The sequence below is a fragment of the Amycolatopsis sp. NPDC114478 genome (assembly GCF_055633805.1).
The window spans coordinates 425658-444071 of record NZ_JBVKDO010000007.1 but is presented as its reverse complement, the minus strand read 5'-3'; the positions used below and the strand labels follow the sequence as shown (position 1 = coordinate 444071).

Below are 18414 nucleotides of genomic sequence, written 5' to 3'. Positions count from 1 at the left end.
GTCGAAATCCCGGCAGCTGGTTCGACGCATGAGCAGGACGAGGTCGAACCACGAGCGGGAGGGACCGAGATGAACGAGCAAACCGGAACACCGGCCGTGCACCCCCTGGTGAACCACCGGATGCTGGCGATGCTGCGAGCGGTGGCCGCAGGCCGCGGCCGGGTGTCGTGCAGCAGCGAGCCGGACTTGTTCATCGACGGCGTCTCGTGCGGCGACCAGTTCGCGGCCCATGCGCTGGCCCACCAGGGCCTGGTCCGCGCGGCCCGGCCGGGCCTGCCGGGCGAGCTGGTCCCGGCCATCTTGACCCCCGCGGGCCACGAGGTGGTGGCGGCCCGCCAGCAGCACCACGCCGCCTGAAGGGGCGACGCGAAGCTTGACAACTCCACAAAGCAACGGGCGAGCCGGTGTCGGCGGCCTGAGCCCCGGCGAGCGACGCGACTACCGTGACGGGCATGAGCAACACCGAGGCCGCCCCCGCCGAGCTCGCCTGTGGTGACCGGCCCACGGCCGCCGATCCCGAGCACCCCGCCGTCGAGATCCTCACCCCGCGCGAGGTGCCCCTGGGCGGCCCGCGCGCGATGCGGGTCCGGCGGACGCTCCCCCAGCGGTCCCGGTCGCTGATCGGCGCCTGGTGCTTCGCCGACCACTACGGCCCGACCGAGGTCACCGGCGCGATGGACGTCGCCCCGCACCCGCACACCGGCCTGCAGACGGTGAGCTGGCTGTTCGCCGGCGAGATCGAGCACCGCGACAGCCTGGGCACGCACGAACTGGTCCGCCCCGGCGAGCTGAACCTGATGACCGGCGGGCACGGCATCTGCCACTCGGAGGTCTCGACCCCGGCGGCGAAGACGCTGCACGGCGTCCAGCTCTGGGTGGCGCTGCCCGAGCGGCACCGGCACACGGCCCGCGCGTTCGACCACTACGTGCCCTCGGTGAACCGGATCGAGGGCGCGGAAATCCGGGTGTTCCTCGGGTCGCTGGCCGGGCGCACGTCGCCGATCCCGACGTACACCCCGCTGCTGGGCGCGGAGATCGTCCTGGGCCCGGACGCCCACATGTCGCTCGGCGTCGACCCCCGCTTCGAACACGGCGTCCTGGTCGACACCGGCGACGTCGTCGTCGCGGGCACCCGCGTCCGCGCGGCGGAGCTGGGGTACATCGGCATCGGCGTGCGCTCACTGACGTTGAGCAACCGCGGCCCGGCGCCGGCCCGGTTCCTCCTGCTCGGCGGCACCCCGTTCGACGAAGAGATCCTGATGTGGTGGAACTTCGTCGGCCGCACGCACGAGGAGATCGCGGCCTTCCGCGAGGCCTGGGAGGCGGAGTCCGACCAGTTCGGCAGCGTCACCGGCTACACGGGCACGCCCCAGCGGCTGCCGGCGCCCCAGCTGCCGGCGGTCCGCATTAAGCCGCGCCGGAACCCGGCGTCACCGCAGGAAACCCGCGACAGCTGAGCCGAACCCGGCGGCGTCGTCCAGCCAGGGGTAGTGCGCGGCCCCGGGCAGGACGACGACCCGGGCGTCCGGGAAGAGCCCGGCGAACTCACCGGCGACGGCCGGGCTCGCGATCCAGTCCAGCTCGCCGGCGAGCACCAGCACGGGAGCATCGACGGCCCCGAGCGCGGCCCGCGTGACTTCGGGTTCGAAGGCGCCCTCGGCGTTGTAGACGCGCGCGGCGGCGCCGTTGCGCTGCGCCGGCTCGGTCGCTTGGTGACGCCGGGCGGCGGCGTCCCACCGGCCGTAGTACATCGGCGCGACGGCGGCCCAGTCACCACTGGTCGCCCGCCGCGCGGCGATGGCGTCGTAGGCCGCGGCGGCGTCGTCGAACCACGGGGCCCCGGCCCGCCGGGCCATGATCCGCCGCCGGTCGTCGACGGAGAGCTGCAACCCGACGGCGCGCGGACTCGGCGCGACGAGCACGAGCCGCCGCAGCCGGCCGGGATACCGGGCGGCGTAGAGGACGGCGAGGCTGGCCCCGGCCGAGTGCCCGAGCAGGTCGAGCCGGTCGAGGCCGAGGCGCTTGCGCAGCGCCTCGACGTCTTCGACCTGCCGATCGCACCGGTAGGTGCCGGGATCGGCGGGCGTTCCGGAGTCCCCGGTCCCCCGCAAGTCGAGCACGGCGAGCCGGACGCCGAGCCCACCGAGGTCCCCGAGGTAGGCCCCGGCGCGCATCGGGCCGCCGGGCAGGCAGACCACGGGCTCGCCGCCGGACCCGACAAGACGGAAGGAGAGCGCGGTCCCGTCCGGCGCGGAGAAGATCGGCATCCCCGACCCTGACACTCCGAAGGCGGCTTGAGCAACCCTCCGGCGACGGTCACCGTTCCCGGGCGAGATAAGCCTCCAGCGTCGCCAGCCGATGCTCCCGCGCGCACTGCTCGACCTCCGCCGGCCCACCGCCGCTCTCGATCAGGGCCAGCAACCGCTCGTGCTCCTCGACCGACGCCGGCGCCCGGCCCGGGACCGACGCGAACGTGCTGTCCCGGACCGCCGCCAGCCGGGTCCAGCACCGCTGCACCAGATCCACCAGGTTCGGGTTGGGGCAAGCGCTGAACAGCACCTCGTGGAACTCGGCGTTCAGCGCGGTGAACGTCAGGGGATCGAACTCGGCCAGGCTCCGGCGCATCCGCTCGTTCAGCGCCCGGGCGCGCGCCAGGTCGTCCGGCGTGAGCAGCGGCGCGGCTAGGCCGGTCGCCGCGCCCTCGACGATCGCCACCGTCTGCATCGCGTGCCGGTACTCCGTCGGGTCGATGGCGACCACCCGGGCCCCGACGTTCCGCTCGAACTCGATCAGCTCCTCGGCCTCCAGCCGACGCAGGGCCTCGCGGACCGGCACCGCGCTGACCGCCAGCTCGCGGCCGATCTGGTCGAGCACCAGCCGGTACCCGGGCCCGTAGCGGCCGTCGAGGATCCTGGCCTTGATCGTCTCGTAGGCCAGTTGGGACTTCGTGACCGGTCTTCCCGAGGACGCGCTGATCATGTAGGAAACCATATATGGTCCCGTCGACGGATGACGCCCAGGAGGCCGCGCCGATGCCGAGTTCCCCGCCCGCCCCCACCGCGGCCGACCTGATCGTCGACGGCCTGCGCGCCCACGGCGTCGACACCGTCTTCGGGCTGCCCGGCGTGCAGACCTACGACCTGTTCGACAGCCTGGCCCGCGCCGGCGACGACATCCGGGTGATCGGCGCCCGGCACGAGCAGACCGTCGCCTACATGGCGTTCGGCTACGCGCAGGCGACCGGGCGCACCGGCGTCTACACCGTCGTGCCCGGCCCGGGGGTCTTGAACTCGTCGGCCGCGCTGCTCTCGGCGCACGGCGCCAGCGCCCCGGTCGTGTGCCTGACCAGCGAAATCCCCCGCGCGTACCTCGGCCGAGGGCTCGGGCACCTGCACGAAATGCCCGACCAGCTCGCCACCCTGCGAACGATGACCAAGTGGTCGGAACTGGTCGAGCACCCGGCCGGGATCCCGGACGCGCTGGCGACCGCGTTCCGCGAAGCCGCGGGCGGGCGGCCCAGACCGGTCTCGCTGGCGGTGCCCTGGGACGTGCTGGGCCTGCGCGCCCCGGCCGAACCAGTAGGCCCGCTGCCGCTACCGCGCCCGGCCGTCGACCCGGTAGCCGTGGAGCGAGCCGCGGAACTCCTCGCCGGGGCGAAGCACCCGATGATCATGGTGGGCGGCGGCGCCCGGCACGCGGCCGCCGAGGTCCGGGCGCTGGCCGAACGGCTGCAGGCGCCGGTGGTGCCGTTCCGCGGCGGGCGGGGCATCGTCGGCGACGACCACCCGCTCGGCTTCACCTGCGTCTCCGGCTTCGAGCGGTGGGCGGAGACCGACGTCGTGGTCGGCATCGGCTCGCGGATGGAGCTGTCGTGGTTCCGCTGGCCCGACAAGCCGGCCGGCCTGAAGACGATCCTGCTCGACATCGACCCGCGGCAGGCGACTCGGCTCGACGCGGACGTCGCGATCGTCGCCGACGCCGCCGACGCCACGGCCGCGCTCACCGCGGCCGCCGGTCTGCAAAGGACGGACCGGACCGCGGAGTTCACCGCGCTGAAGGCGGCGGTGGCCGAGCGGTTCGCCGACGTGGGGCCGGAACTGGAGTACCTGCGGGCGATCCGGGACGTGCTGCCGCGCGACGGCTTCTTCGTCGAGGAGATCTGCCAGGTCGGCTTCGCGTCCTACTTCGGGTTCGAGGTCTACTCGCCGCGCACCTTCGTCACCTGCGGCCACCAGGGCACGCTGGGCTTCGGCTACCCGACGGCGCTCGGCGTGCAGGCGGCCTTCCCGGACCGCCCGGTGGTGTCCGTGGCCGGGGATGGCGGGTTCATGTTCGCCGCGCAGGAGCTGGCCACCGCCGTCCAATATGGACTGAACGTGGTTGCGGTCGTGTTCGACAACGGCTACTACGGCAACGTCCACCTCGACCAGGAGCGGCTGTTCGAAGGCCGCGCCCTGGGCGGGCGGCTGCGGAACCCCGACTTCGCCCGGCTCGCCGAGACGTTCGGCGCGCTCGGCCTGACCGCGCGCACCCCGGACGACCTGCGCGGCGCGCTGGACAAGGCGTTCGCCGCGGGCCGGCCGGCGCTGGTGCACGTGCCGTGCGAGCTGGGCGCCGGCGCCTCGCCGTGGAAGTACCTGATGCCGAAGTCGGACCGGAGCTAACCGGCGGTCACGCGTTCGAGCGCGGCGAAGACGCGGTCGACGTCGGCCGCGGTCGTCCGCCAGTTGCTGAAGGCGGCGCGCAGGGCCGGCCGGCCGTCGAACACCGTCGGGGTCAGGAACGTGGTGCCGTCCTCGGCGATGGCGCGGACGAGGGCATCGATGTCACGCTCGGCGGCCGGGGCGAAGCAGACGACGTTGAGCCGCACGGGCGCGAGCAGCCGCCAGCGCGGCGAGCCGTCGAGGCGCGCGCCGAGGTCGCGGGCGAGCGTCACACAGCGCTCGACGATCTCGCGGTGCCCGTCCCGGCCGTAGGCCACGAGCGAGAACCAGGCCGGGAGGGCCCGCAGCCGGCGGGAGTTCTCCGGGGTGAGGTGCAGGAAGTCCGGGGTGTCGCCGATTTCGCCGAGGTAGGCCGCGTTGTTGCCGAACACGCGCAGCTGCAGGTCGCGGCGGCGGGTGAACTGGACGGCGGAGTCGTAGGGCACGTTGAGCCACTTGTGCAGGTCGACGACCACCGAGTCGGCCTGGTCGAGGCCCGCGGTCAGCGCCGCGTGCTCCGGGGCGAGGGCGGCGAACCCGCCGAACGCGGCGTCGACGTGCAGCCAGAAGTCGTACCGCCGCTTGAGGGCGGCGATCGCGCGCAGGTCGTCGAAGTCGACGGTGTTCACGGTGCCCGCGTTCGCGACGACGACGGCCGGCCCGTCGAGCGTTTCGAGCGCCTCGGCCAGCCGGTCGACGTCGACGGCTTCGCGGCCGGGCAGCAGCGGCACCTTCCGCAGTGCCGACCGGCCCATCCCGAGGAACGACAACGCCTTCAGGACGCTCGAGTGCGCCGAGCCGGACAGGACGGTGACCGGTCCGAGCGCGGCGGCGCCGTCGTCGGACACCGGAATCCCGGCGCGTTCCCCGAGCCATTCGCGGGCGATGGCGAGCCCGGTGACGGTGGACATGGTGGCGCCGGTGACGAACGCGCCGGAGAACTCCGCGCCGAGCCCGAACAGCTCGGCCAGCCAGCCGACCGTCTCGCGCTCCAGGTCCTGGGCCGAGGAGTCCAGGCCGCTGGCGGGGTTCTGGTCGTAGGTGGCGGTGAGCCAGTCCCCGGCGAGCGCCGCCAGGGTCGCCCCGCCGGTGACGAACCCGAGGTAGCGCGGTCCGGCGCTGCCCGCGAAGCCGGCTTCCCAGCGCCGCGAGAACTCCTCCAGCGCACCCCGGGCACCCGCGCCTTCGAGCGGCAACGGCGCCCGGGTGACGTCCCCGGGCGGGACGGCGGCGGGCCGCTCGGGCAGGCCGGCCAGCGCCTCGCCGGCGAGTTTCCGCGCGGCGTCGAGCAGGCCGGGCAGGGAGTTCAGGTCTTCGGCGAGCCTCGGATGCACGTCCCCGACGCTAAGCACCGCGAACGGCGTTGTCGCGGGCCAATCCGCCGAAACTGGCCCGCCGGGCTCAGCGGCGCCGGAGCCGCCGGACGCGGGCCTCGGCCGGGTCGAACGCCACCCGCCGCAGCGGGCCCACCAGCAGCACCACCACCGCCATCGCCGACAGCGCGGCGAGCACCATCGCGGCGACGAACTGGGCGGCCCCGGACGTCGCCGTCCCGAGCACCAGGTAGCCCGCCAGCACCACGGCCACCGGCGCGAGCAACCCGCACAGCACCGGCAGGGGCGGCACACGGTCACCGTCGGGGCGGCGGGCGGAGACCACCGCCGCCCCGGCGCAGGTGACCGCGGCGACCAGGAGGCAGCCGCCGACGGTGTCGCTCAACCGGTGCCAGCCCAGCGCCACCGCCGCGGCCGAGACCCAGGCGACGCCGACGCCGCCGATCACCAGGGCCTGCGGGCGGTAGCGGCGGGGCAGGACGATCGCGATGGCCACCAGCACGGCCATCGCCGCGCTGACGTGCCCGCTCGGGAAGCTGTTGTGGCTCGCGACGCCGAACCGGTCGCCCGTGCTCGGACGGTCCAGGACGTACAGCTTGAGCAGCTGCGCCACCACCAGTGGCGCGGTGAGCAGGAACAAGGCCGTCACGCCGAGCGCCAACCGGCGCCGCACCAGGGCGATCACCACCACCAGCACCGCCACCCCGCCGAGCAGGATCACCTGGTCGGCCTGCCGCAGCGGGCCCGCCCAGTCCACTGTGGTCCCCGCCGCCTGCGCGCTGCGGACGACGCCGTTCTCGACGCTGCGGCCGGCTTCGGTGCGGACGAACAGCACGTAGGCCGCGACGAAGGCGAAGGCGAACCCGGCCGCGCTCGCCGCGAGCACGGCGGTGCGGGACACGGCGCTGGTCACGAGCGCGGGGCGGGCGGGAGCGCGTCGCGTCTCGGAGATAGTCACTGCCATGTCCCCGAGTCTGGGGACCGCATTTCGGTATCCCGTCAGCGCGATGTCATGGTTTCGCTACAAGATCCGCCCGGGTCGCCACGACGTGCGCTTTTCCGAATAATGGCGCCGTGGCCGAGGTACTGGTGGTAGAAGACGACGCGGCGGTGCGGGAAGGACTGCAACTGGCCCTGCGCCGGCAGGGACACGTGGTGCACACCGCCGAATCGGGTGAGCTCGGCATCGAGGTGCTCGTGCGGCACCGGCCCGACATCGTCGTGCTCGACCTCATGCTGCCCGGCATGGACGGCTTCGAGACCTGCCGCCGGATGCGGGCGTCCGGGCCGATCCCGATCATCATGCTCACCGCGCGCAACGACGACTTCGACGTCGTGGCGGGTCTCGAAGCGGGCGCGGACGACTACGTCGCCAAACCGGTCGAGCCCCGGGTGCTGGACGCGCGGATCCGGGCGGTGCTGCGGCGGGCCGTCAGCGAGCGGCCGGGCGAGCCGCCGGAACCCGAGGAACGCCACGGCGACCTGGTGATCGACCGGGCCGGGCTCGAGGTGACCAAGCGCGGCGCCGCGGTGTCGCTGACCCCGACCGAGCTGAAGCTGCTGCTGGAGCTCTCGCGCACGCCCGGGCAGGTGTACAGCCGCCAGCAGATCCTCTCCGCGGTCTGGGACCACGACTACCTCGGCGACTCGCGGCTCGTCGACGCGTGCGTGCAGCGGCTGCGGGCGAAGATCGAGGACGTACCGGCAAAGCCGGAGTACGTGCAGACGGTCCGGGGGTTCGGCTACCGGTTCGGCCGGTCGTGATCCGGCGGATCCGCTCGTGGCTCGCCGGGCTGCGGCCCCGGCTGGTCGCCGCGTTCGCGGTCATCATGATCCTCGGCGCCACCGCCGCGGCCGGTGCGAGCTACGTCTCCGCGCGCAACACCATCCTCGAGGGCATCCAGGACCAGACGATGCTGAAGCTGCGCGACCAGATCGTCGCGTACCTGCCGACTGTGTCGCTGCCGCCGACCCAGGCCACGCTCGACGCCTTCGCGGCCGCGCTCAAGCCCAGCGGCGCGCTGGTCGTCTACCACGGCCTGTACTCGTCGTCGGGCATGGCGCCGCAGGACGTGCCGGGGGCGCTGCGGGAGGCCGTGGCGAACAGCACGAACATCCAGTTCCAGCGGGTCGACATCCAGGGGTTCCCGATGTTCTTCGTCGGGATCCCGGTGCAGACCGGGTCGGGCCGGGCGAGCGGCCTCGAGGTCTACGCGGGAACGCCGCTGGGCCAGCAGCAGACCGCGATCGAGGACCTGTCCCGGACGGCGTGGCAGACGGCCGCGCTGGCCCTCCCGCTCGCGGTGGCGGTGGCACTCTTGGCGGCGCGGCAGGTGCTGCGGCCGGTGCGCGCGCTGAACACCGCGGCGGACCAGCTCGGCCGCGGCCGGCTCGACGTGCGGCTGCGCGTCAAGGGCTCCGACGAGCTCGCGCAGCTGGTCACGACGTTCAACAACACCGCGGCGGAGCTGGAGCGCACGGTCGGCACGCTGCGCGCGATGGAGGCCGACGCGCGGCGGTTCGTCGCCGACGTCTCGCACGAGCTGCGGACGCCGCTGGCGGCGATGAACGCGGTCACCGACGTCCTCGACGAGGACGCCGGCCAGCTGCCGGCGGACACCGCGGTGGCCGCGCGGCTGGTCTCGGCGGAGACGAAACGGCTGACGCGGCTCGTGCAGGACCTGATCGAGATCTCCCGGTTCGACGCCGGCCGGGCCGAGCTGCGCCGGGAGGAGCTGGACGTCGCCGCCGCGGTCACCGACAGCCTCACCGCGCGCGGCTGGGAACCCGGGCCGGACGTCGTCGCCGACCTGCCGGCCGGGATCACGGCGGCGCTCGACCGGCGGCGGCTGGACATCGTCGTGGCGAACCTCGTCGGCAACGCGCTGCGGCACGGCGCCCCGCCGGTCGAGGTGGTGCTGCGGGCCGACCAGGGAACCGTCGTGCTGACCGTCACCGACCACGGGCCCGGCATCCCCGACGAGGTGCTCCCCCGGATCTTCGACCGCTTCGCCAAGGCGGACACGTCCCGGGCGCGGTCCGAAGGCAGCGGGCTCGGGCTGTCCATCGCCCGCGAGAACGCGCGGCTGCACGGCGGTGACATCGTCGCGGCCAACACCGGCAGCGGCGCCCGGTTCGAGCTGCGCCTGCCCGGCGAAGCCCGGTTCGAGGAGGCGCGGTGAAGAGGCTCCTCGTCCTCGTCGTGGTGCTGCTGGTCAGCGCGTGCGGCGTCAAGCCGACCGGCGTCGTCACCGCCGGGCCGGCGCCGACGCTGCGCAACCCGGGCAGCCCGGGGCGCGACGCCGAAGTGATCCTCTACTTCGTCACCGACGGGCGGGCGGTCCCGGTGACGCGCCCGATCGGCGGGGCGGTCGGTGTCGAAGCGGCGCTGTCGATGCTGCTGGACGGACCGACCGCAGCCGAGCGATCCGACGGGTACGTGACGGCCCTGCCGCGCCGGGCCGGATCGATCACGCTGGAGCCCGGGCCACCGGCGACGATCACCGTCTCGTTCCCGCTGAAGCCGATCGCCGGCGTCGGGGTCAACCAGCTGGTCTGCACGGCGTTCGCGGCGCTGGCGGCCGACGGCCGGGACTCGGTCGGCGGCACGATCGCCGTCTCCGGGCCCGACGTCCGGCTTCCGTACCAGGCGTGCCAGGCGTCCTGAGCACCGTCTACTGTGGACACCCGGTGGCGGAGGCGGCGATGGTGTCGGCGCGGACGTGGACGATCACGCGGGTCAGGGCCGGCCGGTCCGAGTCGAGGACGAGGGTGTCCCAGTCCTGCCCGCACAGCACGATCCGGCCCCCGTGAGCCAGCACCCGCCGGGCCTCGGCGACGGCCGCCGCCGGGTCGGCGAGTGCGTGCAGCACCTTGTCGGCGCGGTAGCCCGGAACTCGCCGTCGGCGAACGGCAACCCGAGCACGTCGGCCTCGACAAACTCCGCCTGCGGAGACGACCCGCGCGCCCGGGCCGCGGAAGCAGGCGCCGGGAAGCCCGGCGAAGCCGCACCTCGCGCCGGCATCCGCGGGTCGCGATCCGCGCCCAACGCGCGTACCCCGCGGGCGCACAGCTCCGCGACCGCCCGTCCCCCGCCGCAGCCGACGTCCAGCACCCGGTCGCCCGGGCCGCAGCGCAACAGCTCGTACGTCGCTTCGCGCAGCTCGGCCGCGCCTGGGAGGGCGTCCGCCAGGTCGAGGCGCGCCAGCAGCTCCGACGTCATGCCCGCCATCGTCGGCCTTCAAGTGCCCGTGAAGTCAAGCTCCGGGGTACGGCCGGACCGCGCGGGCCTCCGTCAGCGACCGGGCCCACCAGCCCAGCTGGTCGAGCATCGTCTTCGCCGCGACCGCCGCGCCGTCGTCGGTCGGGGTGCCGTCCGGTCCGAAGCGCGCGTGGGCGCCGTGGAAGCTGACCGTCTCGCGGATCGTGACCGCGTGCAGCTCGGCGAAGACCGGGCGCAGGTGCTCGACCGCGCGCAGGCCGCCCGACATGCCGCCGTACGAGACGAAGGCGACCGGCTTGGCCGCCCATTCCGTGCGGTGCCAGTCGATCGCGTTCTTCAGCGAAGCCGGGTAGCTGTGGTTGTACTCCGGGGTGACGACGACGAACGCGTCGGCCGCTTCGAGCCGTGGCGTCACCTTTGCCACCTCGGCGACGACCGCCGGTGGTGGCGTCGCCCCGAAGGCCGGCAGCACCATCGGCAGATCGGGCTCGGCCAGGTCGACCACGTCCACCGCGAACCCGCCGTGCTCGCCCGCCACGCCGGCCAGCCAGTCCGCGACCACCGGGCCGAACCGTCCTTCCCGGACACTTCCCACGATCACCGCGACCCGCACAGGAGCTTCGGACACATTTCCTCCTTGGCACAGCGGCGTTGTTGCCGTCCGGGCCAGGATCAGACTTCAAGCTCGCTTGAAGTCAAGCACGCGCGTGTGGTTGGCTGGGAAGCATGGTGAACGCCACAGCCCGGCCGTTGCCCGACCTGAGCGTGGGTGAACTCGCGCGGCGCAGCGGGGTGCCCGCGTCGGCCCTGCGGTTCTACGAAGACGAAGGCCTCATCCGCAGCCGCCGCACCGCCGGCAACCAGCGCCGCTACTGCCGCGACGCGCTGCGGCGGGTGACCTTCATCCGGATGTCCCAGCGGGTCGGCATGCCGCTGTCGGCGATCCGGGAGGTGCTCGCGCTCCTGCCCGACGACCGCACGCCGACCCGGGCCGACTGGGCGCGGATCTCGAAGTGCTGGCAGGAAGACCTGACCGCGCGGATCCGTCAGATGGAACAGCTGCGCGACCAGCTCACCGACTGCATCGGCTGCGGCTGCATGTCGCTGGCGAAGTGCCGGCTCGCCAACCCCGGCGACCGGCTCGGCGCCGACGGGCCCGGCCCGCAGCGCCTGGCCGACCACCGCGGCGACGGTTACGAGGGCTAGCGGCGGTCCAGCATGCCACGGACGAACATCGCCTGCCCGGCGTGCTGGATGTCGTCGTCGAGGACACTCACCAGCCGCACGCCGAGGGACACCGGCGGGTCCCAGGCCTCGTCGACGATCCGGTCGAGGGCCTTGTCGTCGAGGTTCTCCACGAACCGGAGGGTCTGCTCGTGCACGGCGTCGTAGTAGCCGGTGAGCAGGGCGGGATCGTCGACCCGGACCGCCTCGACGTCGGCCGGGCGGTGGCCGTAGCCGGTGTCGCCCGCTGGGAACGGGAGGCCGAAGCGCGAAAGCCAGCCCTCGCCGGTCCACACCTGCTCGGTCCCGGCCACGTCCGCGACGTGGTCGTCCTGGACCCGGGTCAGGTGCCACACCAACCAGGCGATCGAGTTGGCCTCGGGGGCCGGCCGGGTCCGGAGCTGCTCGGCGGTGAGCCCTTCCACCGCTGCGTGCACGTTCTCCCGGACCCGGCCGAACCCGTCGATGAGCAGATCGGCCACGTTCATCGGCTGCCTCCCGTTGCGGAACCCGTTCACCGGCGTGCTACCCGATCATGCCCGCCGGCAAACGGATCTCGCTACCGCGGGAGCAGCTGGTCGAAGAACGAGCGGTAGCGCCGCAGCGCGATCCGCAGCTCCTCGGTGGCCGGTTCCCCTTGCTGCCACTGGGCTTCCAGGTCACCCTTGTGCTCGGCGAACGTCGTGGCCAGCGCGCTGATCACGGCGGCGACGAGCTCGTCGGCCTGCTGCACGGCCTGCTTCGGGTCGTCGACGAAGCCGGTCTGCACGTTCTGCCAGCGGTCGCGGAACCCGGTGACCTTGTCCTCGTCGATCAGCGGCGGCGTCTCGACGTCGCCGCCCGACCGCGCGGGCGCGGCGGTGTCCGTGGCAGACCCGGTGGTGTCCGGGCCCGCCGACGCCGAAGCCAGGTCGGCGGTGCTCAGGTTCTGGTCCTGGCCGGTGCCGCGGTCCTCGTCGGTACCCGGCTCGCGGAAGTCGGTCCGCTCCTGGTCGGGGGCCTCGGCGGTGCCGTCGCGCACGTCGTCGTGGCGGGACACGTCGTCACGGGCGCCGTCCTCGTGGGACAGGTCATCGTGGGCGAAGTCGTCGTCGCGGTCGGTGCTGTGCCGCGTCAGGTGCTCGGTCATGGTCAGCGTCCTCCGTTCCACTCGGTCCGCGGCTGCGCGGACGCCTGGTGCTCTTGCTTGGCGGTGTCATCACCACGGTCGGCGCGGTCGTGGTCGTGGCCGTTCCGGCGGTCGTGGTGGTCGTGCTCGTGGTCCCGATCGTGGTGCTCGTCGTCGGCGCCGTCGGTCAGCAGGTCCTCGAAGACGGTCCGGTAGCGCACCATCGCGTCGCGCAGGTCCTCAGTGGACGCTCCGTCACGCTTCTGCTGCGTGGTGTGCGCGGCGCGGTAGTGCTCCAGCGTCTTGGCGTGGCGCACGGAAAGGTCCGTCACCTGCTGCTCGTAGCCTTCGGTCGGGTAACCGCGTTCGCCCATCAGCGCCACGAGGAGCTGGTCCGCCTCGCTGACCACTTCGGCCGGCTGGTCGACGAACTTTTCCTGCACCTGCGCCCATTCCCGGGCGTAGCGCTCACGCGCCGACGCCGACAGCGGGCGGATGTCGAGCTCCTTGTGCCGGCGCTCGCGCTCGGCGAGTTCCCGTTGCGCCGCACGGGGATTGTCGCTCTCCTTGACGACCCGCTCGTACTCCGGCCCGAACCGCTCTTGCAGCCGTTTTCGCTGCATCTCCTGTGTCACAAGCCAAATCACAGCGCCGAGCACCGCGACGGCCACGACGACGATCACGACGATCAGCCATGTGGGCATTGCGCAATCTCCTTCACGGATCTCGCCCCCGATGCGCTCGGTGTGCCCGCTACCCGGGAGCCGAAAACCGTGTTCATCCGCGATTCGGCCGACCGGCCGCGCGGATACCGCCGGATGCCGAGGTCCCCCAGCGGTGTAACGACGATAACAATCAAAGGCTAGCGTTGTTACCATTCGACTGCTATCGTCGATAACAGCAAGCCGGAAGCAGTGTTACCCGAGCAGGAAGAAGGCACCGATGAGCACCACCGAGACCCGCGTCGCGATCGTCACCGGCGGCTCCCGCGGCATCGGCCGCCAGGTCGCCGAGCGCCTGGCCGCCGACGGCATGGCCGTCGTCGTCAACTACGCCGGCAACGAGAAGGAAGCCCAGGCCGCGGTCGACGCCATCACCGAGCGCGGTGGCCGGGCGATCGCCGTCCGCGCCGACGTGGCCGACCCGGCCGCGGTCGCGGAGCTGTTCGACACCGCGGAAGCCACTTTCGGCGGCGTGGACGTCGTCGCCCACCTGGCCGGCGTGATGAACGCGCCGGCACCGATCGCCGACACCGACTTCGAGGTCCTCGACCGGGTGCACCGCACCAACATCCGCGGCACGTTCGCGGTGGCCCAGCAGGCCGCGCGGCGCGTGCGCGAGGGCGGCGCGGTCATCACGACGTCGACCTCGGTGCTCGGCCTGAACCTGCCCGGCTACGGCATCTACAACGCGACCAAGGGCGCGGTCGAGGCGATCACCATGATCCTGGCGCGCGAGCTGCGCGGCCGCGACATCACCGCGAACACGGTCGCGCCCGGCCCGACGGCCACCGCGCTGTTCCTCGACGGCAAGGACGAGGAAACCATCGACCGGATGGCCAAGCAGCCGCCGCTCGAGCGGCTCGGCCGGCCCGAGGACATCGCCGAGGTCGTCGCGTTCCTCGCCGGTCCGGCCCGCTGGGTCAACGGCCAGGTGCTGCGCGCCAACGGCGGCATCGTCTGAGCATCCCCCGAGCGCGAAGGAAGAGACCATGATCATCGTCGTCACCGGCGCCTCCAGCGGGATCGGCGCCCTCTCCGCCCGGGCGCTGGCCCGCGCCGGGCACACCGTCTACGCGGGCATGCGCGACCCCGGCGGCCGCAACGCGCCCCAGGTCGAAGCCGCCACCGCGTACGCCCGCGAACACGGCGCCGACCTGCGGACGGTCGACCTCGACGTCACCAGCCAGGACTCGGCCGACGCCGCCATCGCCCGGATCGTGGCCGAGCGGGGCCGGCTGGACGTCGTCGTGCACAACGCCGGGCACATGGTGCTCGGCCCGGCCGAAGCCTTCACGCCGGAGCAGCTCGCGCAGCTCTACGACACCAACGCGATCGGCACCCAACGCGTCAACCGCGCCGCCCTCCCCCACCTGCGCGCCCAGGGAGACGGGCTGCTGGTGTGGGTGTCGAGCAGCAGCGTCCGCGGCGGCACCCCGCCCTACCTGGCGCCGTACTTCGCGGCGAAGGCGGCGATGGACAGCCTCGCGGTCAGCTACGCCGCCGAGGTCGCGCGCTTCGGGATCGACACCACGATCGTCGTGCCGGGCGCGTTCACCGCGGGCACCAACCACTTCCCGAACTCCGGGCACCCGGCCGATGAGGCCGTCGCGAAGGCCTACGAAGAGCGGTACGCGGGCCTGACCGACCACGTCGCGGCGAAACTGGCCGAGATCACCCCAGCGGACGCGGACGTCGCCGTCGTCGCCGAGGAGCTGGCGCGCGTGGTCGACCTGCCGAAGGGGAAACGGCCGTTCCGGGTGCACATCGACCCGGCCGACGACGGCGGGTGGCTGGTGGCCGAGGTCGGCGACCGCGTCCGGAGCGAGTTCCTGCGCCGGATCGACCTGGCCGACCTGCTCAGCCCGGCGGCCGGCTGAACCGGGTGACGATCACGTGGTCCTTCGCCGGGCCGCGGACCGCCCACTCCTGCCGCCAGCGGCGCGCGTCGAGCACGCGGTAGCTCCCGCGGTAGAAGTCGTCGCGGCAGGGGTGGTCCGCTTCCCAGTGCCCGGCACGCAGGTCGACGGCGTGGAAGAACCCGCCGTGGTCGAAGTGCACGTCGGCGCGGCCGGGCGCGGTGGGCCGGTAGTGCAGCTCGCGCGTCACCGGCCCGGTGTACCCGCCGAGCCGCAGTTCGCCGGCTTCGCGGTAGACGAGGATGCCGTCTTCCTCGGTGAAGACGGCGGTGCCGGTGACGTCCCCGGCCGGATCGCCTTCGGCGGTGCGGATTTCCCGGTCGAACCGCCATTGGCCGGCGAAATGCGCGGCGAGATCGGGAACCGGGAAGTACGCGTCCATCCGGTCCAGTGTGTCATCCGCCCGTGACCGCCCGGGGCTAGGTTCTGATCATGCGCTTCGCGAAGGGGATGGCCGCCGTGGGCGTGCTCGCCTGCGTCACCGCCTGTTCCGGCCCACCGGCCCCGGCCCCGCCGCCGGCCACGACCACCCACGCACCGACGCCGCACCCCACCACCAGCCCGCCGGCGACGCCCGCGTTCGTCTCGCCGGCGAAGGTCACCGCGGCCTGCCCGTTCGTCACGGTCGACGACATCACGCAGGCGATCGGCGGCAGCTGGTCGGCGACCGCCGTCGAGCAGCCGGCGGAGAAGGACTCGTTCCGGTGCACCTACCAGAGCAAGTTCCACGACGCCGCCGCGTTCCAGCTGCGGATCCTCGTGCCCGCGGGCCGGTCACCGCGGACGCTCTCGGCCGACATCGCCAAGACGTGCGCGAAACCGTCGGTGGCCGTTCCGGGCGTCGGCGACGCCGCGTTCCACTGTCCGGGACCCGACCAGGAGATCGACGGGATCGCGGAACAGCAGACGCGGATCGTCGTCACCAAGACGAGCCACGGCCAGACCCGGGCCGGGGTGCTGGACCTGCACACGATCCGCGAAGAGGTCTACGTCGCCCTCGCCCGGCTGCTCGGCGATCGGCTCTGATCCCGCTGCGCCGGCGAGGGCGGCCGGAAGTTGTCGGACCGCGGCTCTAGACTCGGCCGCGTGGCAGCCCCCGAGACGGCAACCGTGTCCGACGCGCTGGAGACCCTCCGGCGCGTGTTCGGTTATGACAGCTTCCGCGGCGACCAGGCGGCGATCGTCGAGCACGTGGTCGCCGGCGGCGACGCGCTCGTGCTGATGCCCACCGGTGGCGGGAAGTCGTTGTGCTACCAGATCCCCGCGCTGGTGCGGCCGGGCGTGGGCGTGGTGGTCTCGCCACTGATCGCGCTGATGCAGGACCAGGTCGACGCGCTACGCAACGCCGGTGTCCGCGCGGGGTTCCTGAACTCCACGCAGGACTACGCGGCTCGCCAGGAGGTCGAGTCGGCGTTCCTGGCCGGCGAGCTCGACCTGCTCTACCTGGCGCCGGAACGGCTGTCGATGGAGTCCACCGCGCGGCTGTTCGACCGCGGCAAGATCGCGTTGTTCGCGATCGACGAGGCGCACTGCGTCTCCCAGTGGGGCCACGACTTCCGGCCGGAGTACCTGGCGCTGTCGTCGCTGCACGAACGCTGGCCGGACGTGCCGCGGATCGCGCTGACCGCGACGGCGACCGAGGCCACGCACCAGGAGATCTCGGCCCGGCTGAAGCTCGACGAAGCCCGCCACTTCGTCGCCAGCTTCGACCGGCCGAACATCCAGTACCGGATCGTCGGCAAGAACTCGCCGCAGCGGCAGCTGCTCGAGCTGCTGCAGACCGAGCACAAGGGGGACGCGGGGATCGTCTACTGCCTGTCCCGGAACTCGGTCGAGAAGACCGCGGAGTTCCTGATGCAGAACGGGATCCCGGCCGTGCCCTACCACGCGGGCCTCGACGCGCGCACCCGCGCGAAGCACCAGTCGAGGTTCCTGCGGGAGGACGGCCTGATCGTGGTCGCCACGATCGCGTTCGGGATGGGCATCGACAAACCGGACGTCCGGTTCGTCGCGCACCTCGACCTGCCGAAGTCCGTCGAGGGCTACTACCAGGAGACCGGACGCGCGGGACGGGACGGGCTGCCGTCCACCGCGTGGCTCGCGTACGGGCTGCAGGACGTCGTGCAGCAGCGCAAGATGATCGACACGTCCGAGGGCGACGAGGCACACCGGCGGCGCCAGGCCGCGCACCTGAACGCGATGCTCGCGCTGTGCGAGACGGTGGAATGCCGGCGCGTGCAGATCCTCAACTACTTCGGGCAAAAGGCCGAGCCCTGCGGCAACTGCGACACGTGCCTGAACCCGCCGGAGAAGTGGGACGGCACGATCCCGGCGCAGAAGCTGCTCTCGACGATCGTGCGGCTGCGCAACGAGCGGCGCCAGAAGTTCGGTGCGGGGCAGGTGATCGACATCCTGCTCGGCAAGTCGACGCCGAAGGTCACGCAGTTCCAGCACGACACGCTCAAGACGTTCGGCATCGGCACCGAGCTGCGCGAGCCGGAGTGGCGCGCGGTGGTCCGGCAGCTGCTGGCCCAGGGCCTGCTGGCCGTCGAAGGCGACTACGGCTCGCTGGTGCTCACCGAGGCCAGTGCCGAGGTGCTGGGCGGCGGACGCGAGGTGCTGCTGCGCCGCGAGCCCGAGCGCGCCGCGGCCGCCCGGGTCCGCAGCGCGCGGAAGGCCGCCCCCGCGGCGGACATGCCCGCGGAAGCGGCCCCGCTGTTCGAGCGCCTGCGGGCCTGGCGCGCCGGCGTCGCGAAGGAGCAGGGCGTCCCCGCCTACGTCATCTTCCACGACGCGACCCTGCGCCAGATCGCCACGCAGCGGCCGTCGTCCCTGCCCGAGCTGGGCACGGTCAGCGGCGTCGGCGAGAACAAGCTCGCCAAGTACGGCGAGGGCGTCCTCGAGGTCCTGACGGCGGAGTGACCTACCGGGCGGCCGGACCCGGGCGGCCGTCCGGGCCGGTCACCGAGTTGACCTTGCGGACCGCGCCGGCGATCTGCTCGTGGTACTTGCCCTTGGTCTTGTCGTCGACGAACTTGGCCGCCTTGCCGACGGCCCCGTTCACCTTTTCGGGGTTCTTCTTGGCGTACGCGCGGGCGGCGCCGGCCGCGCCGGCCAGCACGGTGAGCTTGCGCAGGAAAGCCATGGTCGTCTCCCTCGTCGGTGTGCGGTCATCCTGACAACGC

At 73.0% G+C, this 18414-nt stretch carries 22 protein-coding genes and 1 pseudogene; 11 read left to right on the top strand and 12 right to left on the bottom strand.

The window, feature by feature from the left end; all coding sequences use genetic code 11:
• Window positions 1-69: 69 nt before the first annotated feature.
• Together ACZ7OH_RS22630 and ACZ7OH_RS22625 are read left to right on the top strand one after the other, a co-directional pair.
• A complete protein-coding gene (locus ACZ7OH_RS22630; protein ID WP_470282560.1) occupies window positions 70-357 on the top strand; it encodes a hypothetical protein in 288 nt (95 codons plus the stop codon).
• 95 nt (window positions 358-452) lie between these two features.
• Window positions 453-1457, top strand: coding sequence for a pirin family protein (locus tag ACZ7OH_RS22625; RefSeq protein WP_470282559.1), 1005 nt, complete (start codon window positions 453-455; stop codon window positions 1455-1457).
• On the opposite strand, the gene ACZ7OH_RS22620 is transcribed toward ACZ7OH_RS22625, so the two are convergent.
• Together ACZ7OH_RS22620 and ACZ7OH_RS22615 are read right to left on the bottom strand one after the other, a co-directional pair.
• Complete coding sequence (locus ACZ7OH_RS22620) at window positions 1431-2267, bottom strand: alpha/beta fold hydrolase (RefSeq protein WP_470282558.1); 837 nt, start codon at window positions 2265-2267, stop codon at window positions 1431-1433. The genes ACZ7OH_RS22625 and ACZ7OH_RS22620 overlap by 27 nt on opposite strands.
• Window positions 2268-2316: 49 nt before the next feature.
• Entirely contained in the window at window positions 2317-2991 is a 675-nt protein-coding gene (locus ACZ7OH_RS22615) for a GntR family transcriptional regulator (protein WP_470282557.1), read from the bottom strand.
• A gap of 41 nt (window positions 2992-3032) precedes the next feature.
• On the opposite strand from ACZ7OH_RS22615, the gene ACZ7OH_RS22610 reads away from it, so the two are divergent.
• Window positions 3033-4664: a thiamine pyrophosphate-dependent enzyme gene (locus ACZ7OH_RS22610; RefSeq protein WP_470282556.1), complete on the top strand. Its 1632-nt coding sequence runs from the start codon at window positions 3033-3035 to the stop codon at window positions 4662-4664.
• Here ACZ7OH_RS22610 and ACZ7OH_RS22605 read toward each other — a convergent pair.
• Together ACZ7OH_RS22605 and ACZ7OH_RS22600 are read right to left on the bottom strand one after the other, a co-directional pair.
• Window positions 4661-6037: a pyridoxal phosphate-dependent decarboxylase family protein gene (locus tag ACZ7OH_RS22605; RefSeq protein ID WP_470282555.1), complete on the bottom strand. Its 1377-nt coding sequence runs from the start codon at window positions 6035-6037 to the stop codon at window positions 4661-4663. The two genes, ACZ7OH_RS22610 and ACZ7OH_RS22605, sit on opposite strands and share 4 nt — an antisense overlap.
• Window positions 6038-6104: 67 nt before the next feature.
• Complete coding sequence (locus ACZ7OH_RS22600; RefSeq protein WP_470282554.1) at window positions 6105-7001, bottom strand: phosphatase PAP2 family protein; 897 nt, start codon at window positions 6999-7001, stop codon at window positions 6105-6107.
• 110 nt (window positions 7002-7111) lie between these two features.
• On the opposite strand from ACZ7OH_RS22600, the gene ACZ7OH_RS22595 reads away from it, so the two are divergent.
• The 3 genes from ACZ7OH_RS22595 (at window position 7112) to ACZ7OH_RS22585 (ending at window position 9704) form a co-directional block, all read left to right on the top strand.
• Window positions 7112-7801 carry a response regulator gene (locus tag ACZ7OH_RS22595; protein ID WP_470282553.1) on the top strand — a complete coding sequence of 230 codons (690 nt, stop codon included), beginning with the start codon at window positions 7112-7114 and terminating at the stop codon, window positions 7799-7801.
• 65 nt (window positions 7802-7866) lie between these two features.
• On the top strand, window positions 7867-9219 hold the full coding sequence (locus ACZ7OH_RS22590; protein WP_470282608.1) for an ATP-binding protein: 1353 nt from the start codon (window positions 7867-7869) through the stop codon (window positions 9217-9219).
• On the top strand, window positions 9216-9704 hold the full coding sequence (locus ACZ7OH_RS22585; protein ID WP_470282552.1) for a hypothetical protein: 489 nt from the start codon (window positions 9216-9218) through the stop codon (window positions 9702-9704). Before ACZ7OH_RS22590 ends, ACZ7OH_RS22585 begins: the two co-directional genes overlap by 4 nt.
• 7 nt (window positions 9705-9711) lie before the next feature.
• On the opposite strand, the gene ACZ7OH_RS22580 is transcribed toward ACZ7OH_RS22585, so the two are convergent.
• The 3 genes and pseudogenes from ACZ7OH_RS22580 to ACZ7OH_RS22570 form a co-directional block, all read right to left on the bottom strand.
• Complete coding sequence (locus tag ACZ7OH_RS22580; protein WP_470282610.1) at window positions 9712-9909, bottom strand: hypothetical protein; 198 nt, start codon at window positions 9907-9909, stop codon at window positions 9712-9714.
• A gap of 47 nt (window positions 9910-9956) precedes the next feature.
• Window positions 9957-10259, bottom strand: a pseudogene (locus ACZ7OH_RS22575) (class I SAM-dependent methyltransferase); the annotation flags it as partial.
• A gap of 34 nt (window positions 10260-10293) precedes the next feature.
• Window positions 10294-10887, bottom strand: a complete 594-nt coding sequence (locus ACZ7OH_RS22570; RefSeq protein WP_470282551.1) for an NADPH-dependent FMN reductase — start codon at window positions 10885-10887, stop codon at window positions 10294-10296.
• A 98-nt stretch (window positions 10888-10985) separates the two neighbouring features.
• Here ACZ7OH_RS22570 and soxR point away from each other — a divergent pair, with 98 nt between their 5' ends.
• Window positions 10986-11465 carry a redox-sensitive transcriptional activator SoxR gene (gene soxR, locus ACZ7OH_RS22565; protein ID WP_470282550.1) on the top strand — a complete coding sequence of 160 codons (480 nt, stop codon included), beginning with the start codon at window positions 10986-10988 and terminating at the stop codon, window positions 11463-11465.
• On the opposite strand, the gene ACZ7OH_RS22560 is transcribed toward soxR, so the two are convergent.
• From ACZ7OH_RS22560 to ACZ7OH_RS22550, 3 genes are all read right to left on the bottom strand, one after another.
• Window positions 11462-11971: a mycothiol transferase gene (locus ACZ7OH_RS22560; protein ID WP_470282549.1), complete on the bottom strand. Its 510-nt coding sequence runs from the start codon at window positions 11969-11971 to the stop codon at window positions 11462-11464. The two genes, soxR and ACZ7OH_RS22560, sit on opposite strands and share 4 nt — an antisense overlap.
• 71 nt (window positions 11972-12042) lie before the next feature.
• On the bottom strand, window positions 12043-12612 hold the full coding sequence (locus tag ACZ7OH_RS22555) for a hypothetical protein (protein ID WP_470282548.1): 570 nt from the start codon (window positions 12610-12612) through the stop codon (window positions 12043-12045).
• Between the two features lie 2 nt (window positions 12613-12614).
• Window positions 12615-13295, bottom strand: a complete 681-nt coding sequence (locus ACZ7OH_RS22550) for a hypothetical protein (protein ID WP_470282547.1) — start codon at window positions 13293-13295, stop codon at window positions 12615-12617.
• Between the two features lie 238 nt (window positions 13296-13533).
• On the opposite strand from ACZ7OH_RS22550, the gene ACZ7OH_RS22545 reads away from it, so the two are divergent.
• A complete protein-coding gene (locus tag ACZ7OH_RS22545; RefSeq protein WP_470282546.1) occupies window positions 13534-14274 on the top strand; it encodes an SDR family oxidoreductase in 741 nt (246 codons plus the stop codon).
• Between the two features lie 28 nt (window positions 14275-14302).
• Entirely contained in the window at window positions 14303-15190 is an 888-nt protein-coding gene (locus tag ACZ7OH_RS22540; RefSeq protein WP_470282545.1) for an SDR family oxidoreductase, read from the top strand.
• Here ACZ7OH_RS22540 and ACZ7OH_RS22535 read toward each other — a convergent pair.
• A complete protein-coding gene (locus ACZ7OH_RS22535; protein WP_470282544.1) occupies window positions 15171-15611 on the bottom strand; it encodes a DUF6314 family protein in 441 nt (146 codons plus the stop codon). The genes ACZ7OH_RS22540 and ACZ7OH_RS22535 overlap by 20 nt on opposite strands.
• 50 nt (window positions 15612-15661) lie before the next feature.
• On the opposite strand from ACZ7OH_RS22535, the gene ACZ7OH_RS22530 reads away from it, so the two are divergent.
• Both ACZ7OH_RS22530 and recQ read left to right on the top strand, forming a co-directional pair.
• Complete coding sequence (locus tag ACZ7OH_RS22530; protein ID WP_470282543.1) at window positions 15662-16255, top strand: hypothetical protein; 594 nt, start codon at window positions 15662-15664, stop codon at window positions 16253-16255.
• 60 nt (window positions 16256-16315) lie between these two features.
• A complete protein-coding gene (recQ, locus tag ACZ7OH_RS22525; protein WP_470282542.1) occupies window positions 16316-18151 on the top strand; it encodes a DNA helicase RecQ in 1836 nt (611 codons plus the stop codon).
• A gap of 1 nt (window position 18152) precedes the next feature.
• Here recQ and ACZ7OH_RS22520 read toward each other — a convergent pair whose 3' ends face one another.
• Window positions 18153-18374, bottom strand: a complete 222-nt coding sequence (locus ACZ7OH_RS22520) for an antitoxin (RefSeq protein WP_086672874.1) — start codon at window positions 18372-18374, stop codon at window positions 18153-18155.
• Window positions 18375-18414 lie beyond the last annotated feature (40 nt).